This is a genomic window from Bacillus cereus group sp. BfR-BA-01330 (assembly GCF_022663885.1).
Lineage (GTDB): Bacteria > Bacillota > Bacilli > Bacillales > Bacillaceae_G > Bacillus_A > Bacillus_A cereus.
Window position 1 is genome coordinate 1 of sequence record NZ_JAKUGK010000011.1, and the last position, 24245, is coordinate 24245.

The following is a 24245-nucleotide window of genomic DNA, read 5'->3' on the forward strand; positions in this document are numbered from 1 at the left end:
TTTTTTCGTCATTTTAAAATTTCTCCGATTCTCATTTTTCTCTCATTATACAAGAAATACCCTATAGAATAGACTTTTTTTAAGTGTCTATTCTATAGGGTACATTTTAAACCGCATCCTCTTTTTTATTGGTGATTTTGTTGAAATTGACTCAATAAAATAATATCAAATATTATTTTACTTTAAAATAGTATAATATTAAAATTTACAAATAAGATACATTCGTCTTATTATTTTAATATATTTTTTACAAATATCCATATAGTATTGAAAAAACAGAGAAGGGGAAACTTCTCTGTTTACTTTTGTATGTTTTTTTCAACTTGTTCTCGAACTGTTTGAATGTAATTCATTTTATGATCCCAGCACTCTTGGCTTAAATCGACAGGGTATTCTTCAGGGTTTAAAGTTCGCATATATTCTTCCCAAAATAGAGAGAGGCTCTGTTCATTATATTTTTGAATATCTAATATACTTGGTAGTTCATATGTTCTTTCACCGTTAACGAAAATGTCTTTATGCAGTTCACGGGCTTCAAAGTTTGTTACGAATTTACTTATATATGTGTGAACTGGATGGAACATTTTTAAGCGCTCTTCTTTTCCTGGTTCTTCAGAATCTAACGCAATATAATCGCCTTCTGCATGATCGTTAACCCGATTGATAATACGATAAATTCGTTTCAGTCCTGGAGTGGTAATTTTTTCAGGGTTAGATGAAATTTTAATTGTATCATTTAATTTTCCGTCAGTATCTTCAATCGCAACGAGTTTGTAAACAGCCCCCAATGCAGGTTGCTCAAAGGACGTAATTAATTTCGTTCCAACGCCCCATACGTCAATTTTTGCTCCTTGAGATTTAAGGTGCATAATTGTGTATTCATCTAAATCGCTAGAAGCGATAATTTTTGTATTTGTAAACCCTGCTTCATCTAGTAGTTTTCGTGCCTTTTTCGATAAATAAGCCATATCACCACTATCAAGACGTATGCCATAGAAATCAATACGATCCCCAAATTCTTTTGCAACACGAATCGCATTTGGAACACCAGATTTCAATGTGTCATATGTATCAACGAGAAAGACGCACTTTTTATGAGTTTCAGCGTATTTTTTAAACGCGACGTATTCATCGCGATATGCTTGAACGAAAGAGTGAGCGTGTGTGCCAGCTACAGGAATCCCAAAGCGTTTCCCAGCACGAACGTTGCTTGTAGAGGAGAAACCACCAATAAAGGCAGCACGCGTCCCCCAAAGGGCAGCATCGAACTCATGGGCACGTCTTGTGCCGAACTCTAAAAGCTCATCATTACTTGCGGCATGTTTCATACGTGCTGCTTTTGTGGCAATTAATGTTTGGTAATTCACAATATTTAAGAGGGCAGTCTCAATAATTTGTGCTTCACCAAGTGGTGCATCAACACGTAATAAAGGCTCGTTATTAAATACAACTTCACCTTCTTGCATACTGCGAATCGTCCCAGTGAATTTCATATTTTGTAAATAATGAAGGAATTCTTCTTCGAATTGTAATTCTGCTAAGTAAGCGATATCGCTTTCAGTAAAACTGAAATTTTCTATGTACTCTACAATTTTCTCAAGGCCAGCAAAAACAGCGTAGCCGTTCTCAAATGGAAGCTTTCGAAAATATAAATCAAAAACAGAACGGCGATTATGAATACCATCTTTCCAATATGTATAAGCCATGTTGATTTGATATAGGTCTGTATGTAAGGCATAACTATCGTCTTTATAATGAGTCATCGCGAGAACACCTCCATAATTTGGTTATAGTATACCAATTTTTCACCATTCGTAGCAAAGAAGAGATATTGATGTGAAGTCAAGAGAGAAAAAAATGAAATTATGCATATTTTTTAGAAAATTTATATTTATCAATTTATATTTCTCCAAATTTTATGTATTATTAGAGTAATGGGGGTAATGAGAATGGAGGAGGACAATGCAACAAACATTAGAAAAAATAGGCAAACAAGTCTTTTATAAACGGCTCCAGCAAAAAATGACACAAGAAGAATTATGTCAGGGCATTTGTTCTGTCTCATACTTAAGTAAGATCGAAAATGGAAAGATCGAAGCATCAGAAGAAATTCTACAATTGCTCTGCACAAGACTAGAAATTGCTGTGACGGATTTGAGAGATGTAGAAGAAGATGTGAAGGGGAAGCTAGATGAATGGTTAAATGCACTAGTTCATTTAGACAAGCAACAAGTAGAACGTATATATGAAGAGTTGCAAGGTGAAATGAAGCATGTGTTGGATTTTGAAATTATAAATTATTATAAACTGCTGTATACACGTTATTTAATTATGAAAAGGGATTTTCCTGCTGTCGAAAAAGAGTTAGAGAGCTTAAAGAAGATGTACAAAAAGTATTCACCATTCCAAAAATTATTATATACGTATAGCAAAGGGTTATATTATTTTTTACAACATAGATATAAGAAGGCATTGGAGTATTTGACTCGAACAGAAGTAATGGCAAAGGAACAAGGTTATCATGAGAATGGAATATATTTCAATTTGGCTCTTGTTTATAATGAATTAGAAGTTGAACATATGACTTTACATTTTGCTAATGTAGCAATGGAAGGATTTAAGAATGAATATAAATTCCGTTATGTGATAAATTGCCAGTTACTTATTGCGTTGAGTTATATACAAAAAAAGCAATATAATGAAGCACTATCTATTTATAATAATATTTTGAGGGAAGCAAATTCTTTTGCTGATAAAGAAAGTATAACAGCTATTGCTTTAAATAATTTAGGCTTCTTGTACTATAACTTAAAAGATTATGCAAAAGCAAAAGATTATTATTTACAATGCCTAAAGTACAAAAAGGAAGAGGATTTAAATTATATTGATGCAGTGTATGAGATCGCTTTGCAGTGTATTGAATTAAAAGAATTTGAAGAAGCGAAAGATTGGATTAATAAAGGAATAGATGTTGCCAAGAGGGATGAAAAGTATAAAAGTATGTTATATATACTTTCAATGCTTAAGAATAAATACTTTGAAACGAAAGATGTTTATAAAAGATTTTTAGAAGTTGAGGCAATCCCATTTTTTAGAGGCGAAGAAAATAAAAAGGAATTAAAAATGGTGTATTTAGAACTAGCAGGATATCACGAGGAATTACTAGAATTTAAGGAAAGTAATAACTACTATAAATTAGCAATTAATTTATTAGAAGAAAAGGGAGGAAAATAATATGAAAAAAATAATTATTGGTGCTTTGGCTTTGGTAGCTGTATTAGTGGTATTGGAACCGCAATATGCTTGGACATCGGATATTTATGGTCAAGGCGAAAAAGTAGTAGAATTAATAAATTCTTAACAGAAAACCCTTTCCAACCGGAAAGGGTTTTTTCAATATTTGTTCCTCAAAATTCTACAAAACTTGAGAAAATAATTATTTGAATTTTTAGTATATTAATAGTGGAAACATAATGCTAATATAAAACTACTCTTTTTCAAAAAAATTTTTTATTAGGGGGAAGGTTCATGAAAAAGAAAAGTTTAGCGTTAGTGTTAGCGACAGGAATGGCAGTTACAACATTTGGAGGGACAGGCTCTGCATTTGCGGATTCTAAAAATGTACTCTCTACGAAGAAGTACAATGAGACAGTACAGTCACCTGAGTTTATTTCTGGTGATCTAACTGGAGCGACTGGTAAGAAAGCGGAATCTGTTGTGTTTGATTACTTAAATGCAGCAAAAGGTGATTACAAGCTAGGGGAAAAGAGTGCGCAAGATTCTTTCAAAGTGAAACAAGTGAAGAAAGATGCTGTAACTGATTCAACAGTAGTACGTATGCAACAAGTTTACGAAGGAGTACCTGTATGGAGTTCTACTCAAGTAGCTCACGTAAGTAAAGACGGTTCTTTAAAAGTATTGTCTGGAACAGTTGCACCTGATTTAGACAAGAAGGAAAAGTTGAAAAATAAAAATAAGATTGAAGGCGCAAAAGCGATTGAAATCGCGCAACAAGATTTAGGGGTAACACCGAAATATGAGGTAGAACCAAAAGCGGACTTATATGTATATCAAAATGGTGAAGAAACAACATATGCATACGTTGTAAATCTAAACTTCTTAGATCCAAGTCCAGGAAACTACTACTATTTCATTGAAGCAGACAGCGGTAAAGTATTAAATAAATATAATAAATTGGATCATGTAACAAATGAAGATAAATCACCAGTTAAGCAAGAGGCTCCTAAACAGGAAGCGAAAGCAGTAGTAAAACCTGTAACAGGAACAAATAAAGTAGGAACTGGTAAAGGTGTATTAGGAGATACGAAATCACTTAATACAACGTTATCTGGTTCATCTTACTACTTACAAGATAATACGCGCGGGGCAACAATTTTCACATATGATGCGAAAAATCGTACTACATTGCCAGGAACTTTATGGGTAGATGCAGATAATGTTTTCAATGCAGCGTATGATGCAGCAGCAGTAGATGCTCATTACTATGCAGGTAGAACATATGATTATTATAAAGCTACATTTAACAGAAACTCTATTAATGATGCAGGAGCTCCGTTAAAATCGACAGTTCATTACGGAAGTAAGTATAATAATGCATTCTGGAATGGCTCACAAATGGTATACGGAGATGGTGATGGTGTAACATTCACTTCATTATCTGGTGGAATTGATGTAATTGGTCACGAATTAACGCATGCTGTTACTGAAAATAGCTCGGACTTAATTTATCAAAATGAATCAGGAGCGCTAAATGAAGCAATTTCTGATATTTTTGGTACTTTAGTAGAATTCTATGATAACCGTAACCCGGATTGGGAGATTGGTGAAGATATTTATACGCCTGGTAAAGCAGGAGATGCGCTTCGCTCTATGAGTGATCCAGCGAAATACGGTGATCCAGACCATTATTCTAAGCGTTACACTGGTACTAGTGATAACGGTGGGGTTCATACAAACAGTGGTATCATTAACAAACAAGCTTATTTATTAGCAAATGGTGGTACGCATTCGGGTGTAACTGTAACGGGCATTGGTAAAGATAAGTTAGGTGCAATTTATTACCGTGCAAATACACAATATTTCACGCAATCTACTACATTTAGCCAAGCTCGTGCTGGTGCAGTACAAGCTGCAGCTGATTTATATGGTGCGACTTCTGCGGAAGTAGCAGCAGTTAAGCAATCATTTAGTGCTGTTGGTATTAACTAAGGATTTAAAGGATAGCTATTAATAAAATACCTCAAAAATAAAGAAGGAGCCTATGCTCCTTCTTTATTTTTTTCTCCATTTTTTCCACAAATAATATAATCCGATACAACCTGCAATTGTCACAATCCACTTTGCTTCATTTGTTCCGTTCATGACATGATAGGCAGAATATACTTCGATTAACAATGCCGGTATTTTCCCTATTGTGCTGGCAATACTGAAGGAGAGTAATGACATCTTACCTAGAGCCGCAAATAAAGTCACGATACTTGATGGGATGAAAGGTATCAAGCGAAACGATAGAACGAGTAGAAAGGCCTCTCTACCTTCTACATAAAGAAGACGCTCTACCTTTGGGTATTTATTTACTTTATCGTGAGTGAACTTTTGAAGGCCCATGCGGTAAATATAAAACGAGATAATAGCCCCTAATGCTTCGCCTGCGATCGAAATAACAGTACCATTTGTTACGCCAAAGAGCTGTATATTAATGGCGGTTAAAAAAATACTAGGGATAAAACCTAAAAGACTAATGATGATGTTAATTAAGATACTAAGTGGAATTGCGATTGAATAGTATTCTGTTAAGAAATTTTGAATCGTTTCAGCCATTGTTTAAAATCCTTTATCTTTTTTTGCATTACACCACATTTCGTTTGTATAGGCAAGGGTAAATTTACATAATGTAGAAAAGCGTTGATAAGAAGGTATCTTTATACCTTATATGGGTATTAGGTATATGAAAATAGGGGTATTTTAAAATATTTTTAAAAATACTATAAAAACCTTTGTATAAAAGAGTTTTATAGTTATGTTATCTGTGATTTCATCTGGGAAATAATCGAAAAATATAGGGGGTATATATTATAAAAGGCAAAAAATAGAGGGTTGATGAAATTGCTGGGGTAAATATGGAAAAATAGATGAAAAAAATGAAAACTGATAGATTTTTTCGTTGTGAAATTGACTTTTAGTGAAGTTGCGATAATAATCATGGAAGAGGTGATATGATGAAACGAATAAGTAGTCTTTTCTTCAGTAGTTTATTGGTATTAATGCTGATCTTAAGCGGATGTGCAGGAAAAGAACAAAAAACAGAGAAACAGACAGGGAATCAAGCTGCATCGGTAGAAAAAATTAGTGATAATATTTTAGATGAAATGGAAGGACCACCTAAAAATGGTCATACGATTGAAAGACATGTAGGCAAGTCAGAAGAGGATTTGAAGAATCGCTTGAAGACAGATAAAGTGTCAGCCGCAAGTACATACTATGATAAAGAAACAGCGACGAAAGCTGTAAAAGATAGCTTGAAGCAACATGACAAGGAAATTCAAGATTGGTTAAAAAATTCTAAAGAGGCTCGTCTCGTATTAAATACAACTCATTCATTTCCTGTTGGAAAAACAGTAATAAAGAAAAATATGAGTGTAAAAGACAAGTTAGTAAAAACTGTTACTGTTTTAGCAAGAGATAAGTCAGGAGAATTAGGGTTTAAGATTATTACTTCTTATCCATCTGATAAATAAGAAGGGGGAGTACATTATGTATACGACATTACAATACTTTCTTAAATCGTACTGTACGTTAAGTATTCATGAGGATGAAATAGTAAGCGTGATGGAAGAGTTTATTGAACAAGAAGACGAAGAAATTGTTTTGAAATTACGTGATGAATTAATAAATATGAAGAAAAAGAACGCGTGGGAAGAGGCGTGTGTATTAGCTGCGAAGCAAGGAAATCGTATGTGGTCTTTAGAAGAAACGAAAGACCATCTTGAAACTTTTTTACTATTACTGCAAAAGAAAAAGGCGTGATTAAATCACGCCTTTTTCTTTATGCTATTCGGTTGATATTATCTATTCTTTTGGAGCGCTTTTATATACGCTTTTTGAAATTTGTCCATTTGATATTACTTCCCCGTTTTGTGTTACTTTTTTATACGTAACCGCGGTGATTTTATCACTAGTTCTATTAATTACTTGAGAAGAAACTTCAACATTTTTACCAGTATTTGTACCGAAAATGCGTGTAGTAATACTACCTCCATTTGAAAATGCTTGAATATAAATATGATTGCCTGTATTATTTTTAAATTTTAAATCTGGACCATAATCTGCTACTGCTGCATCTTGCCCAAGTGGTAAATAATTTACTGGCATAGAATGATTGCTTCGAGAAACAATGCCTAAATCTGCCCTTAAAGCTGCACTGTATAATGTACTACTGACTTGGCAAACTCCTCCGCCTGCACTTTGTATTACTTTACCTTGTGAATATACTGCTGCAGATTTATAACCATGTGCAGCATCAGTTACGCCAACGCGACCGTTAAAACTAAATGTTTCATCAGGTGCGACAATAACCCCACTTAAAGTATTAGCTGACTTATTTACGTTAAATGATTGATTTCCGTTACGGCCAGCCATTGGAGTAGAATATTCAGCAATGACTTCTTTAATACCCATTTTCTGTATGTCTTCTGTAGAACGTTCTGGTTTTATGAATGTAACTGGTAATGTAACATCTGATTTACCAGTAGTAATAGCTTCATTTGTTAAACCGCTTAGTTTCCCTTTATCAATTTTTTCTCCGTTTTGGCTTTGACTAATATTTACTGTTGAGCCTTCAATACTTAATTCTGCGTTAACAGGATTTTTTAATGTTTCATTATATTTATCTTTTATAAAGGTTTCATAAGCTGTTGCATTTAATTGTGGTGTTAATTTATAGTCACGTTTTAATTCACCGTTTTCAGCTTGCTTACGCATTTTATAACGATTCATTACGTTTCCTTCTTGTTCTTTGAAGATTTTGTCAATAATATCTTTCTCTTTATAATTTATCCCTAAATCTTTCCATGTGTAAGTTTGTTTATCGTTTTGGAATATGTAGGTAAGGGATTTTTGATCTAACTCAGTTACCTTTTGATTAATAATTGCTTGAATATCCTTCTTATTTTTTCCGTCGAGAGAAATACCTTCAAATGTAGTATTTGGTAATGCAGTAGTATCTAATTGATTATTTAATTTGGATACATATTGATATCCCCCAACACCGCCTACACAAAGTAATATGCCCCCAGCAATTGCAGAACCAATCAGTATTTTACTTAGCTTCATTTATTTCCCCCCAGAAATTTATGTATAAATATATGTATTACATTTTTTGTATAAAAATGATGAAAATAACATTATGTACGTACTAGTATACTATTATTTTCACTGTGTGTGTAATGTTTTCATAAAAAATGTTACACCGCTGTAATAATTGTCACTTCTTGTCACAATGTGTATGAAAAATATGTTGAAAAATATAATAAAAAGGCTGTCTAGAAAGATCTAGCAGCCTTTTTATTATAATTTTTTATGTTCATTTTTATTCGTAACACCGAGATGTTTTTGAAGGGTAGTTGAAATAGTATCGACGCTTTTTTCATTTGGAACGTAATAATAAATACCACCTATATATTTATCTGTACCCTCTACTTGCATTTTTTCCATTTTTAAATTTGAATCCATTGAATTTTTTGTAATTGTCATCATATCATCAAAAGTTAAATTAGTTTTTAAATCTTTATCGACAGCGTCTAGTAGGCCACCGATTTTATTAATGGAATTAAGAGATAGTGCCTTTTCAGCAATGGCCTCTAATACAAGCTGTTGACGTTGACCACGCATATAATCACTATCGATATGACGAGTTCTAGCTAGTGCCAGTGCCTCTTCTCCATTTAAATGTTGACGTCCTTTTTTTAGATGAATGGCATCTGCTTCATCTTTACTATTTTGCTCTGTGAACTCAACTGGAACGTCTACAGTAATACCACCAAGAGAATCAACAATTTTAATAAAGGATTTAAAATTGAATTTTACATAGTAGTCAACTGGAACATCTAAAAAGTTCTCTACCGTATCAATTGTGCTGTCTACACCACCGAATACGTGCGCATGTGTGATTTTATCGTATTTATCACGTGATTTAATGTAGACGCGTGAGTCACGTGGAATGCTTACAAGTTTAACGGATTTATCGTTTTTATTAATTGTTGCAAGTAATAACGCATCTGTTCGAGTTGCTTTTCCATAACCTTTTTCCCTAATATCACTTTCATCAACACCCATAATTAGTACGGAAATATTGTCGGTCATAGGTTTAACAGCTTTTTCACGTTTACTGGACTTATCTCCTCGACCTAGTTCAGCATAAGCGTTATTTAAGACGGACTTTGCTTTACTGTATATATGGAAGGAGTAGCCTCCTGCTCCAAGTGCTACAATTAGTAATGGAATAAGAAGGAACCAAAGTAGGCGTTTTTTCTTTGAGCGTCCTTTTTTGGCTCGCGTATTGTTGTTCGTGTCGGATTTCATCATTTTTTCTCCTTTAAAACTATCAAAGTGTATACATTTAGAAGTGTATTCAAACACATAAAAAATATTTTACGCTAAATAAAAGCGATTGTACATGTATAAAAAATAGATGTCTTGATTATTTATAAGACACCTATTCGTTATTGTATACAAAAGATAGGGATAAGAAAATGATAAAATTTTACCTAATTACAACATAATGCTTACGATAATTGCAGATAAAATACTAACGAGAGTAGCTCCATATAGTAATTTAAGGCCAAACCTCGCAACAACGTTTCCTTGTTCTTCGTTTAGTCCTTTTACCGCACCTGAAATAATACCAATGGAAGAAAAATTGGCAAAAGATACAAGGAAAACAGAAATAATACCAACTGTACGGGGAGAAAGGCTATTAGAAATTTTACTAAGGTCCATCATTGCGACAAATTCATTCGTTACAAGCTTCGTTGCCATAATGCTGCCAGCCGCGACAATTTCAGAACTGGGTACACCGATAAGAAATGCGATAGGTGCAAATACATAGCCGATTAATTGTTGGAACGTAATACCGAATATAATGAGGAACAGGTCATTAATACAACTAATTAATGCGACGAATCCGATGAGCATAGCGCCGACAACAATGGCTACACGAAAACCATCAAGAATGTATTCTCCAAGCATTTCAAAAAAGCTTTGTTTTTCACCTTTGATTTTTAAAATATCTTCGTCATCTTTAACGTCGTAAGGGTTAATGATGAGTATGATAATAAAACCGCTAAATAAATTGAGAACGAGTGCAGTTACTACATATTTAGGTTCAATCATTGTCATATAGGCACCTACGATAGACATAGATACGGTTGACATAGCAGAGGCACAAAGTGTATAAAGACGGTGTTTTGGAATTTGAGCTAATTGTTTTTTCACTGTAATAAAAACTTCTGATTGGCCGACAATGGCAGAGGCGATAGCGTTGTAAGATTCTAATTTACCAAGACCATTTATTTTACTAAGAAAGTACCCGATCCAACGAATAAAAAATGGTAGTATTTTGAAATGTTGTAATATACCAATTAAAACAGAAATAAAGACGATTGGTAATAATACAGTAAGGAAAAATGGCATTTCACCTTTATTTGCAAGACCACCAAATACGAAATTTATTCCATCAGCAGCATACTCGAGTAGCTTGGTAAACAAACTGGAAATGATTCTAATAAGTATGAGGCCGATTTCTGTATTTAATAGTAAATAGGTTAAAATTAACTGTATAATAAGCATGATAAAAATTGGTTTAAATTTAATATGCTTCTTATTATTGCTAGCAATATAAGCGAGAAAGAAAACAACAATTAGTCCGACGAAAAAAGTAATGAATTTCATGGTAAGCCCCCTAAAAGAGATATTCTGCTATATATGTTTTTCATTTCAAGGGAGAATATGCATCTTTGGTAAAGAAAGGAATAGAGAGAGCATGAATATATGTAGAGTGCATCACGTTGCAATTATTTGTTCGAATTATGAGATGTCAAAGGATTTTTATACTAGGATATTAGGGTTTAAAGAGATAAATGAAGTATATAGAAAGGAACGAGATTCTTATAAATTAGATTTATGTGTAGGAGAAGAGTATCAAATCGAATTATTTTCATTTCCAAATCCGCCTGAGCGCAAAAGTTTTCCAGAAGCAGCCGGTCTTAGACATTTAGCATTTGCTGTTACAAATATAGAAGAAGCTGTGAAGCATTTAAACCAATGTGGTGTTGAGACGGAACCGATCCGTATTGATGAAATAACGGGGAAGAAATTCGTCTTTTTCCAAGACCCTGATGCTTTACCTTTAGAATTGTATGAGGTTTGAAAATTGGTGGATTTTATATAGAGTTGCTGTCCAATAATTGAAGAAACTAAAGTGAAACTTCTTTTTAAAAGGAGGTGTAACTTTAGCTAAGAAAGCTAAAGAGCATATGTGGATATTTTAAAATTATTGATGGTAGTCATTCTTATTGGGTTAACAGCATTTTTTGTGGCTGTTGAATTTGCAATTATTAAGGTACGTAGCAGTCGTATTGATCAACTCGTTAGCGAAAAAAGACGAGGTGCACTGGCAGCTAAAAAGGTAACTTCAAATTTAGATGAATATTTATCGGCCTGTCAGCTAGGTATTACAATTACTGCTTTAGGGCTTGGGTGGTTAGGGGAACCAACCATTAAACATTTACTCGAGCCGTTGTTTTTAAAATTAAAATTCTCACCTGCAATTTCCAGTACAGTTTCATTTATTATTGCCTTTGCAGTAATTACATTTTTACATGTTGTCATTGGGGAACTTGCTCCAAAGACATTTGCTATACAAAAAGCAGAACAAGTTAGCTTATTGTTATCGAAACCACTTATTTATTTTTACCGAGTTATGTATCCGTTTATTTGGGCTTTGAATGGTTCAGCGAGGGTTGTAACTGGTTTATTCGGATTACATCCAGCTTCTGAACATGAAGTAGCTCATTCAGAAGAAGAATTAAGGTTAATCTTATCTGAGAGCTATGAGAGCGGAGAGATTAACCAAAGGGAATTTAAATATGTAAATAATATTTTTGAATTTGATAATAGAGTAGCAAAAGAAATTATGGTACCTCGTACGGAAGTTGTAGGCTTATATGAGGACGAACCATTTGAAACACATATTAAAGTAATCGCGCAAGAAAAGTACACGAGATATCCTGTATTTGGTGAAGATAAAGATGAAATTATTGGGATGGTTAATGTAAAAGATTTATTTATTCGTTATATGGATGGTAATCGGGATGAGGAGTGCTCAATTATGCCATATACAAGGCCAGTTATTGAAGTGCTAGAAAATATTCCAATTCATGATTTACTATTACAAATGCAAAGAAAACACATTCCATTAGCTGTATTGTATGATGAATATGGTGGTACAGCTGGGATTGTTACACTAGAAGATATTTTAGAAGAAATTGTTGGAGAAATTCGAGATGAATACGATGAAGATGAGAATCCCCCTATAGAGCATATAAGTGAAGGTTATAAAATCGTAGAGGGAAAAGTGCTTATTAGTGAAGTAAATGATTTGCTTGGCATACATTTAATTGCTGATGATGTAGATACAATTGGTGGCTGGATTATGGTACAAAAACAAATCGTTGCTGAAGGAGATATTATTGAGAAACACGGTTTTTATTTTAAAGTCCTTGAAAAGGATATGCATCAAATTAAACGAGTGGAAATAAGGAAAGTAGAAGAATGATTTTCTATAAACTTTAATAAAAAGGATATACAGAAAAATAAATGTTTGCGCTTTCAAAAAAGGTGCTATATAGTGAAGGTGGATACTGAAAAATTCTTCTGAATGATACTCGTGTTTTTAGAGGGCGGATTTTTTGGATAAGGATTTAGAATGAAAAAGTATAGGTGATAAAAATGATAGCAACGAAGGATATACGTATAGAAAAAGATTTTTTAGGTGAAAAAGAAGTACCAAGTGCAGCTTATTATGGTGTACAAACATTACGTGCCGTAGAAAACTTCCCAATTACAGGATATCGCATTCATCCATCACTCATTACAGCAATGGCAATTGTGAAAAAAGCGGCGGCGCTTGCGAATATAGATACTGGTTACTTAGCTAAAGACATTGGACATGAAATTGCAGAAGCAGCGCAAGAAATTGTTGATGGAAAGTTTCATGATCAATTTATCGTGGATCCTATTCAAGGCGGAGCCGGAACTTCTATTAATATGAATACAAATGAAGTAATTGCGAATAGAGCGTTAGAACGTATGGGATATGAAAAAGGGGCGTATGCGAAAATTAGCCCAAACACTCATGTGAACATGGCCCAATCAACGAACGATGCGTTTCCAACAGGGATTCATATTGCAACTCTTATGATGTTAGAAAAGCTTCTTATTACAATGGAAGAACTTCATTCTGCTTTTCGTAAAAAAGCAAAAGAGTTTGATCACGTTATTAAAATGGGACGCACACATTTACAAGATGCAGTTCCAATTCGCCTTGGACAAGAATTTGAAGCGTATAGCCGAGTGCTTGCGCGTGATATAAAAAGAATTAAACAGTCTCGTCAGCATTTATATGAAGTGAATATGGGGGCGACAGCTGTTGGTACAGGATTGAATGCAAATCCTATGTATATTGAACAAGTGGTAAAACATTTAAGAACGTTTAGTGGATTCCCACTTGTTGGTGCAGAGCATTTAGTTGATGCAACGCAAAATACAGATGCATACACAGAAGTATCTGCAGCGCTTAAAGTATGTATGATGAACATGTCTAAAATTGCAAACGATCTTCGTATTATGGCGTCTGGACCACGTGTTGGGTTAGCTGAAATTCAATTGCCAGCACGTCAGCCAGGTTCATCGATTATGCCAGGTAAAGTAAATCCAGTTATGGCAGAAGTGATTAACCAAGTCGCATTCCAAGTAATCGGAAACGATCATACAATTTGCTTAGCATCAGAAGCAGGACAATTAGAGTTAAACGTAATGGAGCCTGTGCTTGTATTTAATTTAATTCAATCTATTAGTATTATGAATAATGGATTCCGTGTATTCCGTGAATATTGTATTGAAGGAATTACGGCAAATGAAGAATTGCTGAAGCAATATGTTGAGAAAAGTGTTGGAATTATTACAGCAGTTAATCCTCATATTGGTTATGAAGTAGCATCTCGTATTGCACGTGAAGCAATTGAAACAGGGAAATCTGTTAGGGAGTTATGTTTAGAACATGGTGTACTGACAGAAGAGGAATTGGATATTATTTTAGATCCATTCGAAATGACTCACCCTGAAATTGCTGGAGCTTCTTTATTAAAAAATAAAAAAATGTAATGTGAAAAACACCGATCCACTTGGATCGGTGTTTTATTTTTAAAAGATATTAAATACAGCGTTTAATTGAAGTAAGCTAATAACAGCTAAGAAGATTAAACTGTATTTCATTGCTGTTTTAAATAGAGCAGATTCTTTACCAACTAGTCCAACTGCGGCACAAGCAACTGCTACAGATTGTGGTGAAACCATTTTTGCCATTGTACCACCTACTACGTTTAAGGCAACGAGTGTAGAAGGAACGATGTTTAATTGGTCTGCTGTTACTGCTTGAAGTGGTGCGAATAAAGAACCACTTGAAACTACTGAACCTGTAATGAATACGCCAATCCATCCTAAGATTGGCGAAAGAACTGGGAATGCATTACCAGTAGAAGAGAATGCAAGTCCAAGTGTAGATGACATACCAGAGTAGTTTTCTACGTAAGCTAAAGCGATAACGCTACAAATTGTATATACTGGAGCTTTTAATTCTTTCATTGTTTCAATCATTAATTCTTTAACCATTTTACCTTTTACGCGGTAAACGATAAGTGAAACGATAATTGCTAGTACAATCGCAGTAGTTGTAGAAGAGAATACATCAAATTTGAAAACAGCTGCGAAAGGTGTATCAGCTTTTGTAATTGGTGTAGTTTTCATAACAGCATTATGAAGACCAGGGAACTGAATGTTAAATACTAAGTTTGCTAACGCACCATCTGGAGCAAATAAAGCTTTAATCGGTTTTAAGTTAAAGATTGTTACAAATGCAGTTAAGAATACGAATGGAGACCAAGCGTATAAAATTTGATTGAATGTATGTGATACTTTAGTTTCTTGTTTTTCTTCTTTAGTAGAAGATTTTGGTTGCCAAACACGTAAGAATAATGCAAGAGCAATCATACTTACAACTGCTGCGAAAATATTAGTAAGTTCTGCACCTAAGAAGTAAGTCACAGCGAATTGAGTAATAGCGAAAGAAACACCACTTACAAGAATACCTTGCCAAGTTTCTTTAATACCTTTAATTCCATCGACCATTGAAACAAGTAAGAAAGGTAAAATAATACTAATGAAAGGTAAAATAAGAACAGTTTGACGACCAATAGTTAATGCGTCAAGTTGAGTTAATTGTGCTGGCACTGTAACTGGAATACCCATAGCACCCATAGCACCACCAGCAATATTAGCTACTAAACAAATACCTGCTGCTTTTAATGGATTAAAGCCCATACCTACAAGTAGTGCGGCTGTAATAGCAACTGGAACCCCTAGACCAGCTGCACCTTCTAAGAAAGCACCGAAAGAATAAGCGATTAATAATACTTGTAAACGTTGATCATTTGTAATGCTTGAAATACTATCGCGAATAATATTGAATTGCTCTGTTTTAACAGTTAATTTGTAAAGGAAAATTGCGGCGATAACGATAGTACAAATTGGATAAAATCCAGATAAAACACCGAATCCAGCAGATGCTACAGCTACTGTTGCTGGCATTTTATAAACAAATATTGCAAGGATAATAGCGACAATCACACTATAAAGACCAGCCATGTAACTTTTCATTTTGAATCCCATTAAACAAATGATGAAACAAAAGATTGGAAGTGCTGCGATTAGTGCAGATAACCAAATATTGTTTAATGGGTCATAAATTTGTGTCCAAGTACTCATAATAATGACAACTCCTATCTATTATATGTGAAGAAATTCACATTATTTGTGAAACTATTCACAATCAACTTACATGCTTAGTATATTCTCCTTCAACACTATTGTCAACGTAAAAAAGTATAATTATTCCATAATAGTGTTAAAAGAAAAGCTTTGTTCATAAAGTAGACAAAAAACACACTCAAATGAATTTAAGTGTGCTGTATAAACTATTTGCATATTATTTTGCTTATTCAGCTGGCATGTTTCCTATAAGTGTATATTAGATGCCATCTTTTATATCGAGTATAAAGTTTGATATATGAACTGATCTGTCCTATTTGATCTAGTGTGAGGGAGGATTGGTGAGTGGATTTAAATAGGAAGTTTTGCACAACAGTCCAACCGCTTGCAATACGAATAAAAAATTAGAAACAAATTTTTAATATCACATCATCTCTTTTTACTGAAAATTCCTTTTAGCGTAACAAAGAGGTTAATTATAGTTCAACTACATTACGATAGGTTATCAATTATAGACGGTATTTTACAATACCGTTACTGTGCGTTTCAATGAGGTGAAAATATAACAAAAAGCTTGATAAAACAACGTTTGCAAGCAAAGTATTCGTAGGCCATTATTTTGCTTTTTCGTTATATCATATAGTATAATATTCAAAATCAGCAAGGATTTTTTCCTGAATTTTTGCTGATGAAGATGGAAAAATTTTTCGGCTTTATAGGTTGATAAAGTTATGTCGTAACAGGAAATATAAGAACAGATATATAAATAAATAAAAAGAACATAAAAACGCAAATAAAAACGAAAATGAGGGGAACTTTATGAGCCAAAATCAATTCGAATGTCGTATTTCAGAAGAAGATGTACAAATGTTAAGAGCGTTAGCTCACCCACTTCGTCTACGTCTAGTAATGGAACTTATGCAAAGAGGAACATGTAATGTAACACAGCTACAGGAAGTATTAGAAATTCCACAATCAACTGTTTCACAACATTTAACGAAGTTAAAGCAAAATAAAGTAGTACGCTTTGAAAGACGAGGATTAGAAGTGTATTATCAAATCCATAATGATAAAGTAAGTGCGGTAGTAAAAACATTATTTTCTTAAAATTTGAATATTATGGAAAAAGACGTATGGAATATACGTCTTTTTTTATTTGTTAGAAAGGTAGCGAGAGAGTAAATATTAGCATGTGAGGAAGAAATGACTATCAATCAACATGCTGCCTTACGGAATATATTCTAAAAGGAAAAGAAAAAATAGAAAGGAGTGTAGTAAGCAAAAGGAGGGATAGTAGTATGGATGTGAAACGTGTGAAACAAATCTTATCTTCTTCAAGTAGAATTGACGTTACATATGAGGGCGTACCAGTATGGATTGAGAGCTGTGATGAGCAGAAGGGGAGTGCTCAAGTGTATGATGTATCTAATCCTGGTGAGAGCGTTCATGTGGACGTGACAGCTTTAGAGGAGAATTAATAAAAAAGACGCTTCTAATTTTAGAAGCGTCTTTTTGTTATTCCATCATATGTGCAATTTTCTTAGAGAACATAAGAAGTACTAATCCCAGTACAATTACGATAATACCGATGCTTGCGAATACTTCTAAATATCCTAAAGATTGAGTGAAAGCGGCTAATTGTCCTGCTAATAAGTTTGCGAAGCCAGTACCAGCTAACCATACACCCATTAATAATGATGCTAATTTAACAGGAGCAATTGCACTTACCATAGATAATCCGATTGGTGATAAGAATAACTCACCGATTGTGTGGAACATGTAAGTGAATACAATGAATAGTAAGTTTGCTTTCATTGTAATGTTACCTTCATCGCTACCAGTTTTTAAAACAGCTAAAGTTAGAACTAAATATCCAATCCCTAGTAAAATCATGCCTAATGCCATTTTTGTTGGGATTTTCAAATCGCCATTTTTTGTTTTTGAAAGCTTAATCCATAACGCAGAAACAGGCAATGCTAGTAAGATAATGAATAGTGGGTTTACAGATTGGAACCAAGGTGTTGGAATTGTAAATCCACCAATTGTACGATCGACGAACTTATCTGTGTAAAGTGTTAAAGAACTACCAGCTTGCTCAAATCCTGCCCAGAAGAATACTACGAAACAAGTTAAAATTAAAATTGCAGCAGTACGTTTTTTCTCTTGTGTTGTTAAAGGTTTTTTCTCAATTGCTTTTGCATTTTTTTCTTTAGATTGTTTACCTACAACAGTTGTTCCGATAGACCCTAAGTAACGAGGTGCTAAGAAATTAAAGGCAAGCTGCCCAATAATCATACCGATACAAGCTGTTAAGAAACCGTATCTATAATCTGCAAAGTAACCACAAATGAATGGAGCGATAAGAGCTCCTAAGTTAATCCCCATGTAGAAGATAGTGAAGGCACTATCACGACGAGAATCATTTTCGCTATATAATTGACCTAATAAAGTCGAAATATTTGGTTTGAAGAATCCGTTACCAATAACTAATAATCCTAATCCTAAGAAAAGTCCAGTTTTTGTGTTCATTGAGAATAATACAAAGTTACCAATTGCCATGATGATACCACCAATAGTAATGGCATGTCGCTTCGTAATGAAATGGTCAGTTAACCAACCACCAATAATAGGTGTGAAGTATACTAACATGGTGAAAATACCGTAAATTTGAACTGCAACTGCTTTATCAAATCCTAAACCGCCGCTTACTAAGCTCGTTGTTAAATAAAGAACTAATAAGCCACGCATTCCGTAATAACTAAATCTTTCCCATGCCTCTGTAAAGAACAACAAGTATAACCCTGGTGGATGTTTTTTTGGTGATTGTTGCTCTCCAGCTTTGTCTAATTTTAAAGCTGCATCCATTTTGTTTCCCCCTAATCCTGTATAACGGATATTTATGTAATCATTTTAATTTACAAAATATTTAGAAGTCAATAGAATTATATGGAAATAGAAAGAAAATTTCTAAAAAAGTTCTATTTTTCTTCGACCGTTACTGTATTTTGCCCTGAAAACGAGATGATAAGCGTTTTCAAATGTAATAATTGAATTCTAAAAGAAAATAAAATAGTGATTAATCAGAAAATTTAGATTAAAACATTTATTCTGATATAAAGAAAATATATTCTATTTACTTTCTCAATATAACATATTGGGAATAAAAATACAAAACGAAATAATGTGACATTTAAGTGAATTGAAAAATAACCAGCTCCACAGAAGGGAGCTGGTTAAGGAAATATTATTTAACAAAGCGTTTTTCGATGTCATCTAGTAATAGGTTAGCAGCAATTACACCGCCAGCTGTATTCCAAATAACATCGTCGACTTTGTATGCTTTACCATTCTTTACGGCATTTAAATTTTTAAATAGAGGATCGTTTATATATTCTTTTTCTAGTTCAGATCCTTTTTTCTCATTTCCTTTATCGAATGTGAAGTAGAATAATACGTCACCATCCATAGCAGAAATACGCTCTTTAGATACGTTACGCTCTGCAAAATCATCTTTGTTTTGATCTCCAGGACGTTTAAATCCAAGTTCTTTTAAAATAACACCAGAGAATGTATCGCCATGATAAATACGAACATCACCAGGCATGAAACGAACCATAGAGATTTCTTGATTTACTTTATCGCCAAGTTTGCCTTTTAAATCTTTCATACGTGATTCGTAATCAGCTACAACTTTTTGACCTTCTTTTTCTTTATTTAATGCTTTTGCATAAAATTTGAAGTTATCTTTCCATTCACCACGTAATGTTTCTGAGAACACAGTAGGTGCAATTGCTTTTAATTGTTCGTACACTTTTTCGTGACGCATTTTGTTACCGATAATTAAGTCTGGTTTTAAAGAAGCGATTGTTTCAACGTTAACTTGTCCTTCATCACCAACAACTTTTACATCTTTCATTTTATCCTTAATATGTGGATACCATGGGTCACCAGTCCAAGACTTTACAGCACCAACTGGTTTCACACCTAATTCAAGTAAAGCTTCAGTTCCTTCATTTGTTAAGATAACTACACGTTTTGGATTAGCAGGAACTTCTGTTTTACCCATTGCATGTTCTACAGTAACCACTTCTTTTTTATTATCTTCTTTTGTAGATTCTTCTTTGTTATTTGATTTTCCACAAGCGCTTAAAAGCATTGAAAATGCTAGTAAAAATACAAATACTGTAAACGATTTCTTCCGCATGAAATTCATTATGTACCCCCTATATGTTGAGAATATTTTTCAATAGCAAGCATGATATTAAGCCTTTATCTTTTGATTGTCAATACATATGGGTGAAAATAATTCTCATTTCCGTTGACAATGAGAATTAAGTTGAAATACACTAACAACGTATCATTATACATTGAAGGGGAAACGCTGCATGTTATTAAAAACAAATCGAGCAAAATGGATTGGATTATTTGTTGGAATCATTGCAGTCGTTATTTGTATTTGGGGAAGTATTATTTTCGGATATACAAATACGAGTTGGAAACTAGCATTGGATGCTTTTTTCCATTTTAACGGTTCCAATGAACATATTATTATTCAAAATGTACGTCTGCCTAGGGCGTTAATTGCAGCTAGTGTTGGTGCTAGTTTAGCCATTGCTGGTTGTCTTATGCAAACTTTAACTAAGAATCCACTTGCTTCTCCAGATTTTATTGGATTAAATTCAGGTGCTGCGTTCTTTATAGTTGTAGCAATTGTAATCTTTTCAGTAACATCATTATCAGCTTTCACATGGATTGCCTTTTTAGGAGCGGCGGTTGCAGCTGTACTTGTATTTGCTTCTAGTTCTTTAGGAAAAGAAGGGACTACTCCTCTTAAGTTAACGTTAGCAGGGGTCGCAATTAGTGCATTATTTTCATCATTAACACAAGGATTACTTGTGTTAAATGAAAAAGCACTTGAAGAGGTATTATTTTGGCTTGCTGGATCTGTGCAAGGGAGAAAGTTAGAAATTTTACAATCTGTATTCCCATATTTATTAATAGGATGGATTGCATCTCTTATGATGGCAGGGAAAGTAAATACATTGATGATGGGAGAAGACGTCGCGAAAGGACTTGGACAACGAACAATTTTAATGAAATCATTCGTGTTACTTATTATTGTACTGTTGTCTGGTGGTTCAGTTGCGGTTGCTGGCCCAATTGGATTTATTGGAATTATTACTCCGCATTTTGCGAGATTTCTTGTTGGAGTTGACCACAGATGGAGAGTGCCTTATAGCGGATTGTTAGGTGCAATACTACTAATATTGGCTGATATAGCAGCAAGATATGTCATTATGCCACAAGAAGTACCAGTAGGAGTTATGACAGCATTTATTGGAGCTCCATTCTTTATTTATATTGCACGTAAGAGAGGGCTTAGCAAATGAAGAAATATATTCCGTTTCGTATAGGAAAAGGTGAGCTCTCGTTTTTAATGTATAAACGAGCTTGTCTCGTCTTGTTAAGTTTACTAGTTGTTTTAGTAGGATTATTCTTTGCGAGCGCAGGTATGGGGGACATGAAAATTGCTCCTTATGACGTATGGCAAGCAATTACTGGAAATGGCGATGCGATGTCAAATATGGTTGTAAATAAGTTTCGTATGCCACGTATTTTAATTGCTATCCTCGTAGGAATTGCGCTTGCAGTAGCGGGCTGTATTTTACAAGGGCTCGTTCGAAATCCACTTGCTTCTCCTGATATCATCGGGATTACGGGCGGGGCAAGTGTTGCAGTTGTATTATTTTTAGCGCTATTTAGTGATAAAAATAATGCGCTAACTGTAAGCATTCATTATATGCCGTTAGCAGCTTTTGCAGGAGCAACGATTGTAGCGGTTTTTGTATACTTATTTGCATGGAAAAATGATGGATTATCACCAATTATTCTCGTTTTAATTGGTGTTGGATTTTGGGCATTAACGAAGGCGGCAACAACATTATTTATGTTGTTAGCACCAATTTATCAAGCGAGCCAAGCGAATGTATGGATTACGGGTACCGTTTATGGCTCTTCTTGGCAAAATGTTATGGTACTTGCACCGTGGGTTCTCATTTTAACGGTAATATCATTTATAGCTGCTAGACATTTAAATGCGCAAGAGCTAGGGGATGATATTGCGGTAGGACTTGGTGTTCCTTTAACGAAGTCACGCGTATTCATGTTATTACTTAGTACGGCTTTAATTGGGGGAGCAGTTGCCTTCGCCGGAGGGATTGGATTTGTCGGTTTAATGGCACCTCATATTTCACGAAGGCTAGTTGGTTCTTTATACGGTGCATTGCTCCCAGTTGCAGCTATTGTCGGTGCAATTCTAGTACTTGCTGCAGATTTAATAGGGCGTACAATTTTCACACCACTTGAAATTCCAGCAGGGGTATTTACATCAGCAATTGGTGCACCTTATTTTATTTATTTACTTTATAAAAGTCGGAATTCATAAAGGGAGATGAATATGCAAAAAGCATTGGAGACGAAACGCTTGACGTTGTCTTATGGTGAAACAATTATTATTGATGAGTTGAATTTAGAAATTCCAAAAGGTGAAATTACAATCTTTATCGGTTCCAACGGTTGCGGGAAATCAACTTTATTACGTTCACTAGCTAGATTATTAAAGCCAACAACTGGTGACATTTTGTTAGATAATCAAGCTATTCAAAGTATGCAAACGAAGCAAATTGCTCGTCAAATGGCAATTTTACCGCAAGGACCGCAAGCACCAGAAGGGCTTACAGTATTGCAACTTGTAAAACAAGGACGCTATCCATATCAAACATGGCTGAAACAGTGGTCAGAAAAAGATGAGGAAATGGTACAGAAGGCACTTGCAGCAACAGGTATGACAGAATTTGCTGAGCGTGATGTGCATGCTCTTTCAGGTGGGCAGCGTCAACGTGCTTGGATCGCAATGACACTTGCACAAGATACAGATATCATTTTACTGGATGAGCCAACTACATACTTAGATATGACTCACCAAATTGAAGTGCTAGATTTATTATTCGAATTAAATGAAACAGAACAAAGAACAATTGTTATGGTATTACATGATCTGAATTTAGCATGCCGCTATGCAGATAACATTGTAGCAATTCAAGATAAACAAATATATGCACAAGGTAAACCTGAAGAAGTGGTAGATGAGAAACTAGTACGTGATGTATTCCGAATGGAGTGTCAAATTAGTACGGATCCGTTGTTTGGAACACCGCTTTGTATCCCTCACGGAAGAGGAAGACGTGTAGTTAAAGAAGTTGCTCAGGCAATGAGATAAAAAAACGATGAGTGATTCATCGTTTTTTTTATTTGGTACAAGAAAATAAGAGGAAGAGAGGAATACGTAAGCGACGTTTATACTCTTCTTCATCTTGAAAATAGGTTGAATTTGGTGTAGCTTCTTTTAATGATGTAATGGTAAATCCGGCTTGCTGTAATAATGTGAAATACACTTCCGTTGTACGATGATATTTAATAACTTCTTGGTCAATCCATGGTTCAACCCGTTTGCCTAGTTTAAAGTAATCATCGACGAGCCAACTCGTTCTTTTACCACTTGTTTGTAAGCTTTCAAATGAAGAAGTAATAACGGGATGTTGAACGCTAAAGGTAAAGGTGCCATTTGTTTTTAAAGTTTGAAATACATTTTGAAAAATAGTATCAAGATGTTCAATATAATGTAAGGCGAGTCTAGATGTTACTAAATCAAAAGTGGAAGAGGGGTAGGTATAATCTTTGAGGTTTAAAAAATGAACAGATCCATTTTTATTTTCTAGTTGTTTTTTAGCTTTTTCATACATAAGTTCGGAGCCTTCAATGCCGGTGTAAGAGTAGCATCCCTTCTCTAATAATTCCGCGCCAAACTTAGCATCACCACAGCCTAAATCGAGAATTTGTTTTCCTTGTACATGACCAATGAGCTGAAAGAATACTGGTTTTTCAATGGATTCATTTGGGCTATTTTCTCGGTATCTTCGTTTCATATATTGTTCGAAAAATGCTGTGTTATTGTATACATCAGATTCTGTAAATGCCATGTTTGAAACCTCCCGAAATATTTTTTTAATTCTATCAAATATGAAAAGTAAATGATAGATTTATTGTAATGAATCATATATAAT

Annotated in this window: 22 protein-coding genes; 13 read left to right on the plus strand and 9 right to left on the minus strand. The window is 34.3% G+C overall.

Features of this window, described 5'->3' with window-relative positions:
- Positions 1-299: 299 nt before the first annotated feature.
- Positions 300-1763: a nicotinate phosphoribosyltransferase gene (locus tag MR112_RS25625; protein WP_000150184.1), complete on the minus strand. Its 1464-nt coding sequence runs from the start codon at positions 1761-1763 to the stop codon at positions 300-302.
- Positions 1764-1962: 199 nt separating this feature from the next.
- Between MR112_RS25625 and MR112_RS25630 the strand changes: the two genes are divergently transcribed.
- The 3 genes from MR112_RS25630 to MR112_RS25640 all read left to right on the plus strand — a co-directional run bounded on the left by MR112_RS25630 (position 1963) and on the right by MR112_RS25640 (position 5229).
- A complete protein-coding gene (locus MR112_RS25630) occupies positions 1963-3234 on the plus strand; it encodes a helix-turn-helix domain-containing protein (RefSeq protein ID WP_001187959.1) in 1272 nt (423 codons plus the stop codon).
- Position 3235: 1 nt separating this feature from the next.
- Positions 3236-3361, plus strand: coding sequence for an NprX family peptide pheromone (locus MR112_RS25635; RefSeq protein WP_000720172.1), 126 nt, complete (start codon positions 3236-3238; stop codon positions 3359-3361).
- Positions 3362-3528: 167 nt separating this feature from the next.
- Positions 3529-5229 carry a M4 family metallopeptidase gene (locus tag MR112_RS25640; protein WP_242245632.1) on the plus strand — a complete coding sequence of 567 codons (1701 nt, stop codon included), beginning with the start codon at positions 3529-3531 and terminating at the stop codon, positions 5227-5229.
- A gap of 63 nt (positions 5230-5292) precedes the next feature.
- Here MR112_RS25640 and MR112_RS25645 read toward each other — a convergent pair whose 3' ends face one another.
- Positions 5293-5841, minus strand: a complete 549-nt coding sequence (locus MR112_RS25645) for a TVP38/TMEM64 family protein (RefSeq protein ID WP_000852222.1) — start codon at positions 5839-5841, stop codon at positions 5293-5295.
- 398 nt (positions 5842-6239) lie between these two features.
- Here MR112_RS25645 and MR112_RS25650 point away from each other — a divergent pair, with 398 nt between their 5' ends.
- Both MR112_RS25650 and MR112_RS25655 read left to right on the plus strand, forming a co-directional pair.
- Positions 6240-6758, plus strand: coding sequence for an RNase A-like domain-containing lipoprotein (locus MR112_RS25650; RefSeq protein WP_141540789.1), 519 nt, complete (start codon positions 6240-6242; stop codon positions 6756-6758).
- A gap of 16 nt (positions 6759-6774) precedes the next feature.
- Positions 6775-7047 (plus strand): hypothetical protein, encoded by a 273-nt coding sequence (locus tag MR112_RS25655; RefSeq protein ID WP_000288803.1) that lies wholly within the window; start codon positions 6775-6777, stop codon positions 7045-7047.
- Positions 7048-7089: 42 nt separating this feature from the next.
- Here MR112_RS25655 and MR112_RS25660 read toward each other — a convergent pair whose 3' ends face one another.
- From MR112_RS25660 to MR112_RS25670, 3 genes are all read right to left on the minus strand, one after another.
- Positions 7090-8352, minus strand: a complete 1263-nt coding sequence (locus MR112_RS25660) for a VanW family protein (protein ID WP_226368580.1) — start codon at positions 8350-8352, stop codon at positions 7090-7092.
- Between the two features lie 234 nt (positions 8353-8586).
- Positions 8587-9603 carry an LCP family protein gene (locus MR112_RS25665; protein ID WP_002163841.1) on the minus strand — a complete coding sequence of 339 codons (1017 nt, stop codon included), beginning with the start codon at positions 9601-9603 and terminating at the stop codon, positions 8587-8589.
- A gap of 186 nt (positions 9604-9789) precedes the next feature.
- On the minus strand, positions 9790-10968 hold the full coding sequence (locus tag MR112_RS25670) for a NupC/NupG family nucleoside CNT transporter (RefSeq protein WP_242245634.1): 1179 nt from the start codon (positions 10966-10968) through the stop codon (positions 9790-9792).
- 91 nt (positions 10969-11059) lie between these two features.
- On the opposite strand from MR112_RS25670, the gene gloA2 reads away from it, so the two are divergent.
- From gloA2 to aspA, 3 genes are all read left to right on the plus strand, one after another.
- Complete coding sequence (gene gloA2, locus MR112_RS25675; RefSeq protein WP_001017671.1) at positions 11060-11446, plus strand: SMU1112c/YaeR family gloxylase I-like metalloprotein; 387 nt, start codon at positions 11060-11062, stop codon at positions 11444-11446.
- Between the two features lie 108 nt (positions 11447-11554).
- Entirely contained in the window at positions 11555-12853 is a 1299-nt protein-coding gene (locus tag MR112_RS25680; protein WP_000353313.1) for a hemolysin family protein, read from the plus strand.
- Positions 12854-13026: 173 nt separating this feature from the next.
- Positions 13027-14460, plus strand: coding sequence for an aspartate ammonia-lyase (aspA, locus tag MR112_RS25685; RefSeq protein WP_000562128.1), 1434 nt, complete (start codon positions 13027-13029; stop codon positions 14458-14460).
- 39 nt (positions 14461-14499) lie between these two features.
- Here aspA and MR112_RS25690 read toward each other — a convergent pair whose 3' ends face one another.
- Positions 14500-16119, minus strand: coding sequence for an L-lactate permease (locus MR112_RS25690; protein WP_000109096.1), 1620 nt, complete (start codon positions 16117-16119; stop codon positions 14500-14502).
- Positions 16120-16941: 822 nt separating this feature from the next.
- On the opposite strand from MR112_RS25690, the gene MR112_RS25695 reads away from it, so the two are divergent.
- Together MR112_RS25695 and MR112_RS25700 are read left to right on the plus strand one after the other, a co-directional pair.
- Positions 16942-17229 carry an ArsR/SmtB family transcription factor gene (locus MR112_RS25695; RefSeq protein ID WP_000081428.1) on the plus strand — a complete coding sequence of 96 codons (288 nt, stop codon included), beginning with the start codon at positions 16942-16944 and terminating at the stop codon, positions 17227-17229.
- Between the two features lie 191 nt (positions 17230-17420).
- On the plus strand, positions 17421-17600 hold the full coding sequence (locus tag MR112_RS25700) for an acid-soluble spore protein H (RefSeq protein WP_086404046.1): 180 nt from the start codon (positions 17421-17423) through the stop codon (positions 17598-17600).
- A gap of 37 nt (positions 17601-17637) precedes the next feature.
- Here MR112_RS25700 and MR112_RS25705 read toward each other — a convergent pair whose 3' ends face one another.
- Both MR112_RS25705 and MR112_RS25710 read right to left on the minus strand, forming a co-directional pair.
- Positions 17638-18987, minus strand: coding sequence for a peptide MFS transporter (locus MR112_RS25705; RefSeq protein WP_000338314.1), 1350 nt, complete (start codon positions 18985-18987; stop codon positions 17638-17640).
- 379 nt (positions 18988-19366) lie between these two features.
- Positions 19367-20335 (minus strand): ABC transporter substrate-binding protein, encoded by a 969-nt coding sequence (locus MR112_RS25710; protein ID WP_001010276.1) that lies wholly within the window; start codon positions 20333-20335, stop codon positions 19367-19369.
- A gap of 172 nt (positions 20336-20507) precedes the next feature.
- Here MR112_RS25710 and MR112_RS25715 point away from each other — a divergent pair, with 172 nt between their 5' ends.
- Genes MR112_RS25715 through MR112_RS25725 form a run of 3 tightly spaced genes read left to right on the plus strand, consistent with a single transcriptional unit; the run spans position 20508 to position 23401 of the window.
- The gene (locus MR112_RS25715) at positions 20508-21512 is read left to right on the plus strand and encodes a FecCD family ABC transporter permease (protein WP_000925232.1); all 1005 of its coding nucleotides are present in this window, start codon (positions 20508-20510) and stop codon (positions 21510-21512) included.
- Positions 21509-22567, plus strand: a complete 1059-nt coding sequence (locus MR112_RS25720; RefSeq protein WP_000760060.1) for a FecCD family ABC transporter permease — start codon at positions 21509-21511, stop codon at positions 22565-22567. Before MR112_RS25715 ends, MR112_RS25720 begins: the two co-directional genes overlap by 4 nt.
- A 12-nt stretch (positions 22568-22579) precedes the next feature.
- A complete protein-coding gene (locus tag MR112_RS25725) occupies positions 22580-23401 on the plus strand; it encodes an ABC transporter ATP-binding protein (protein ID WP_001167962.1) in 822 nt (273 codons plus the stop codon).
- A 28-nt stretch (positions 23402-23429) separates the two neighbouring features.
- Here the strand turns inward: MR112_RS25725 and MR112_RS25730 are convergent, their stop codons facing one another.
- A complete protein-coding gene (locus tag MR112_RS25730) occupies positions 23430-24161 on the minus strand; it encodes a class I SAM-dependent DNA methyltransferase (protein ID WP_242245637.1) in 732 nt (243 codons plus the stop codon).
- Between the last annotated feature and the right edge of the window lie 84 nt (positions 24162-24245).

Bases quoted from the DNA above. Each gene is read 5' to 3' on its own strand.
- MR112_RS25625 (WP_000150184.1), bottom strand. From the start codon at position 1,763: ATGACTCATTATAAAGACGATAGTTATGCCTTACATACAGACCTATAT.
- MR112_RS25630 (WP_001187959.1), top strand. From the start codon at position 1,963: ATGCAACAAACATTAGAAAAAATAGGCAAACAAGTCTTTTATAAACGG.
- MR112_RS25635 (WP_000720172.1), top strand. From the start codon at position 3,236: ATGAAAAAAATAATTATTGGTGCTTTGGCTTTGGTAGCTGTATTAGTG.
- MR112_RS25640 (WP_242245632.1), top strand. From the start codon at position 3,529: ATGAAAAAGAAAAGTTTAGCGTTAGTGTTAGCGACAGGAATGGCAGTT.
- MR112_RS25645 (WP_000852222.1), bottom strand. From the start codon at position 5,841: ATGGCTGAAACGATTCAAAATTTCTTAACAGAATACTATTCAATCGCA.
- MR112_RS25650 (WP_141540789.1), top strand. From the start codon at position 6,240: ATGAAACGAATAAGTAGTCTTTTCTTCAGTAGTTTATTGGTATTAATG.
- MR112_RS25655 (WP_000288803.1), top strand. From the start codon at position 6,775: ATGTATACGACATTACAATACTTTCTTAAATCGTACTGTACGTTAAGT.
- MR112_RS25660 (WP_226368580.1), bottom strand. From the start codon at position 8,352: ATGAAGCTAAGTAAAATACTGATTGGTTCTGCAATTGCTGGGGGCATA.
- MR112_RS25665 (WP_002163841.1), bottom strand. From the start codon at position 9,603: ATGATGAAATCCGACACGAACAACAATACGCGAGCCAAAAAAGGACGC.
- MR112_RS25670 (WP_242245634.1), bottom strand. From the start codon at position 10,968: ATGAAATTCATTACTTTTTTCGTCGGACTAATTGTTGTTTTCTTTCTC.
- gloA2 (WP_001017671.1), top strand. From the start codon at position 11,060: ATGAATATATGTAGAGTGCATCACGTTGCAATTATTTGTTCGAATTAT.
- aspA (WP_000562128.1), top strand. From the start codon at position 13,027: ATGATAGCAACGAAGGATATACGTATAGAAAAAGATTTTTTAGGTGAA.
- MR112_RS25690 (WP_000109096.1), bottom strand. From the start codon at position 16,119: ATGAGTACTTGGACACAAATTTATGACCCATTAAACAATATTTGGTTA.
- MR112_RS25695 (WP_000081428.1), top strand. From the start codon at position 16,942: ATGAGCCAAAATCAATTCGAATGTCGTATTTCAGAAGAAGATGTACAA.
- MR112_RS25700 (WP_086404046.1), top strand. From the start codon at position 17,421: ATGGATGTGAAACGTGTGAAACAAATCTTATCTTCTTCAAGTAGAATT.
- MR112_RS25705 (WP_000338314.1), bottom strand. From the start codon at position 18,987: ATGGATGCAGCTTTAAAATTAGACAAAGCTGGAGAGCAACAATCACCA.
- MR112_RS25710 (WP_001010276.1), bottom strand. From the start codon at position 20,335: ATGAATTTCATGCGGAAGAAATCGTTTACAGTATTTGTATTTTTACTA.
- MR112_RS25715 (WP_000925232.1), top strand. From the start codon at position 20,508: ATGTTATTAAAAACAAATCGAGCAAAATGGATTGGATTATTTGTTGGA.
- MR112_RS25720 (WP_000760060.1), top strand. From the start codon at position 21,509: ATGAAGAAATATATTCCGTTTCGTATAGGAAAAGGTGAGCTCTCGTTT.
- MR112_RS25725 (WP_001167962.1), top strand. From the start codon at position 22,580: ATGCAAAAAGCATTGGAGACGAAACGCTTGACGTTGTCTTATGGTGAA.
- MR112_RS25730 (WP_242245637.1), bottom strand. From the start codon at position 24,161: ATGGCATTTACAGAATCTGATGTATACAATAACACAGCATTTTTCGAA.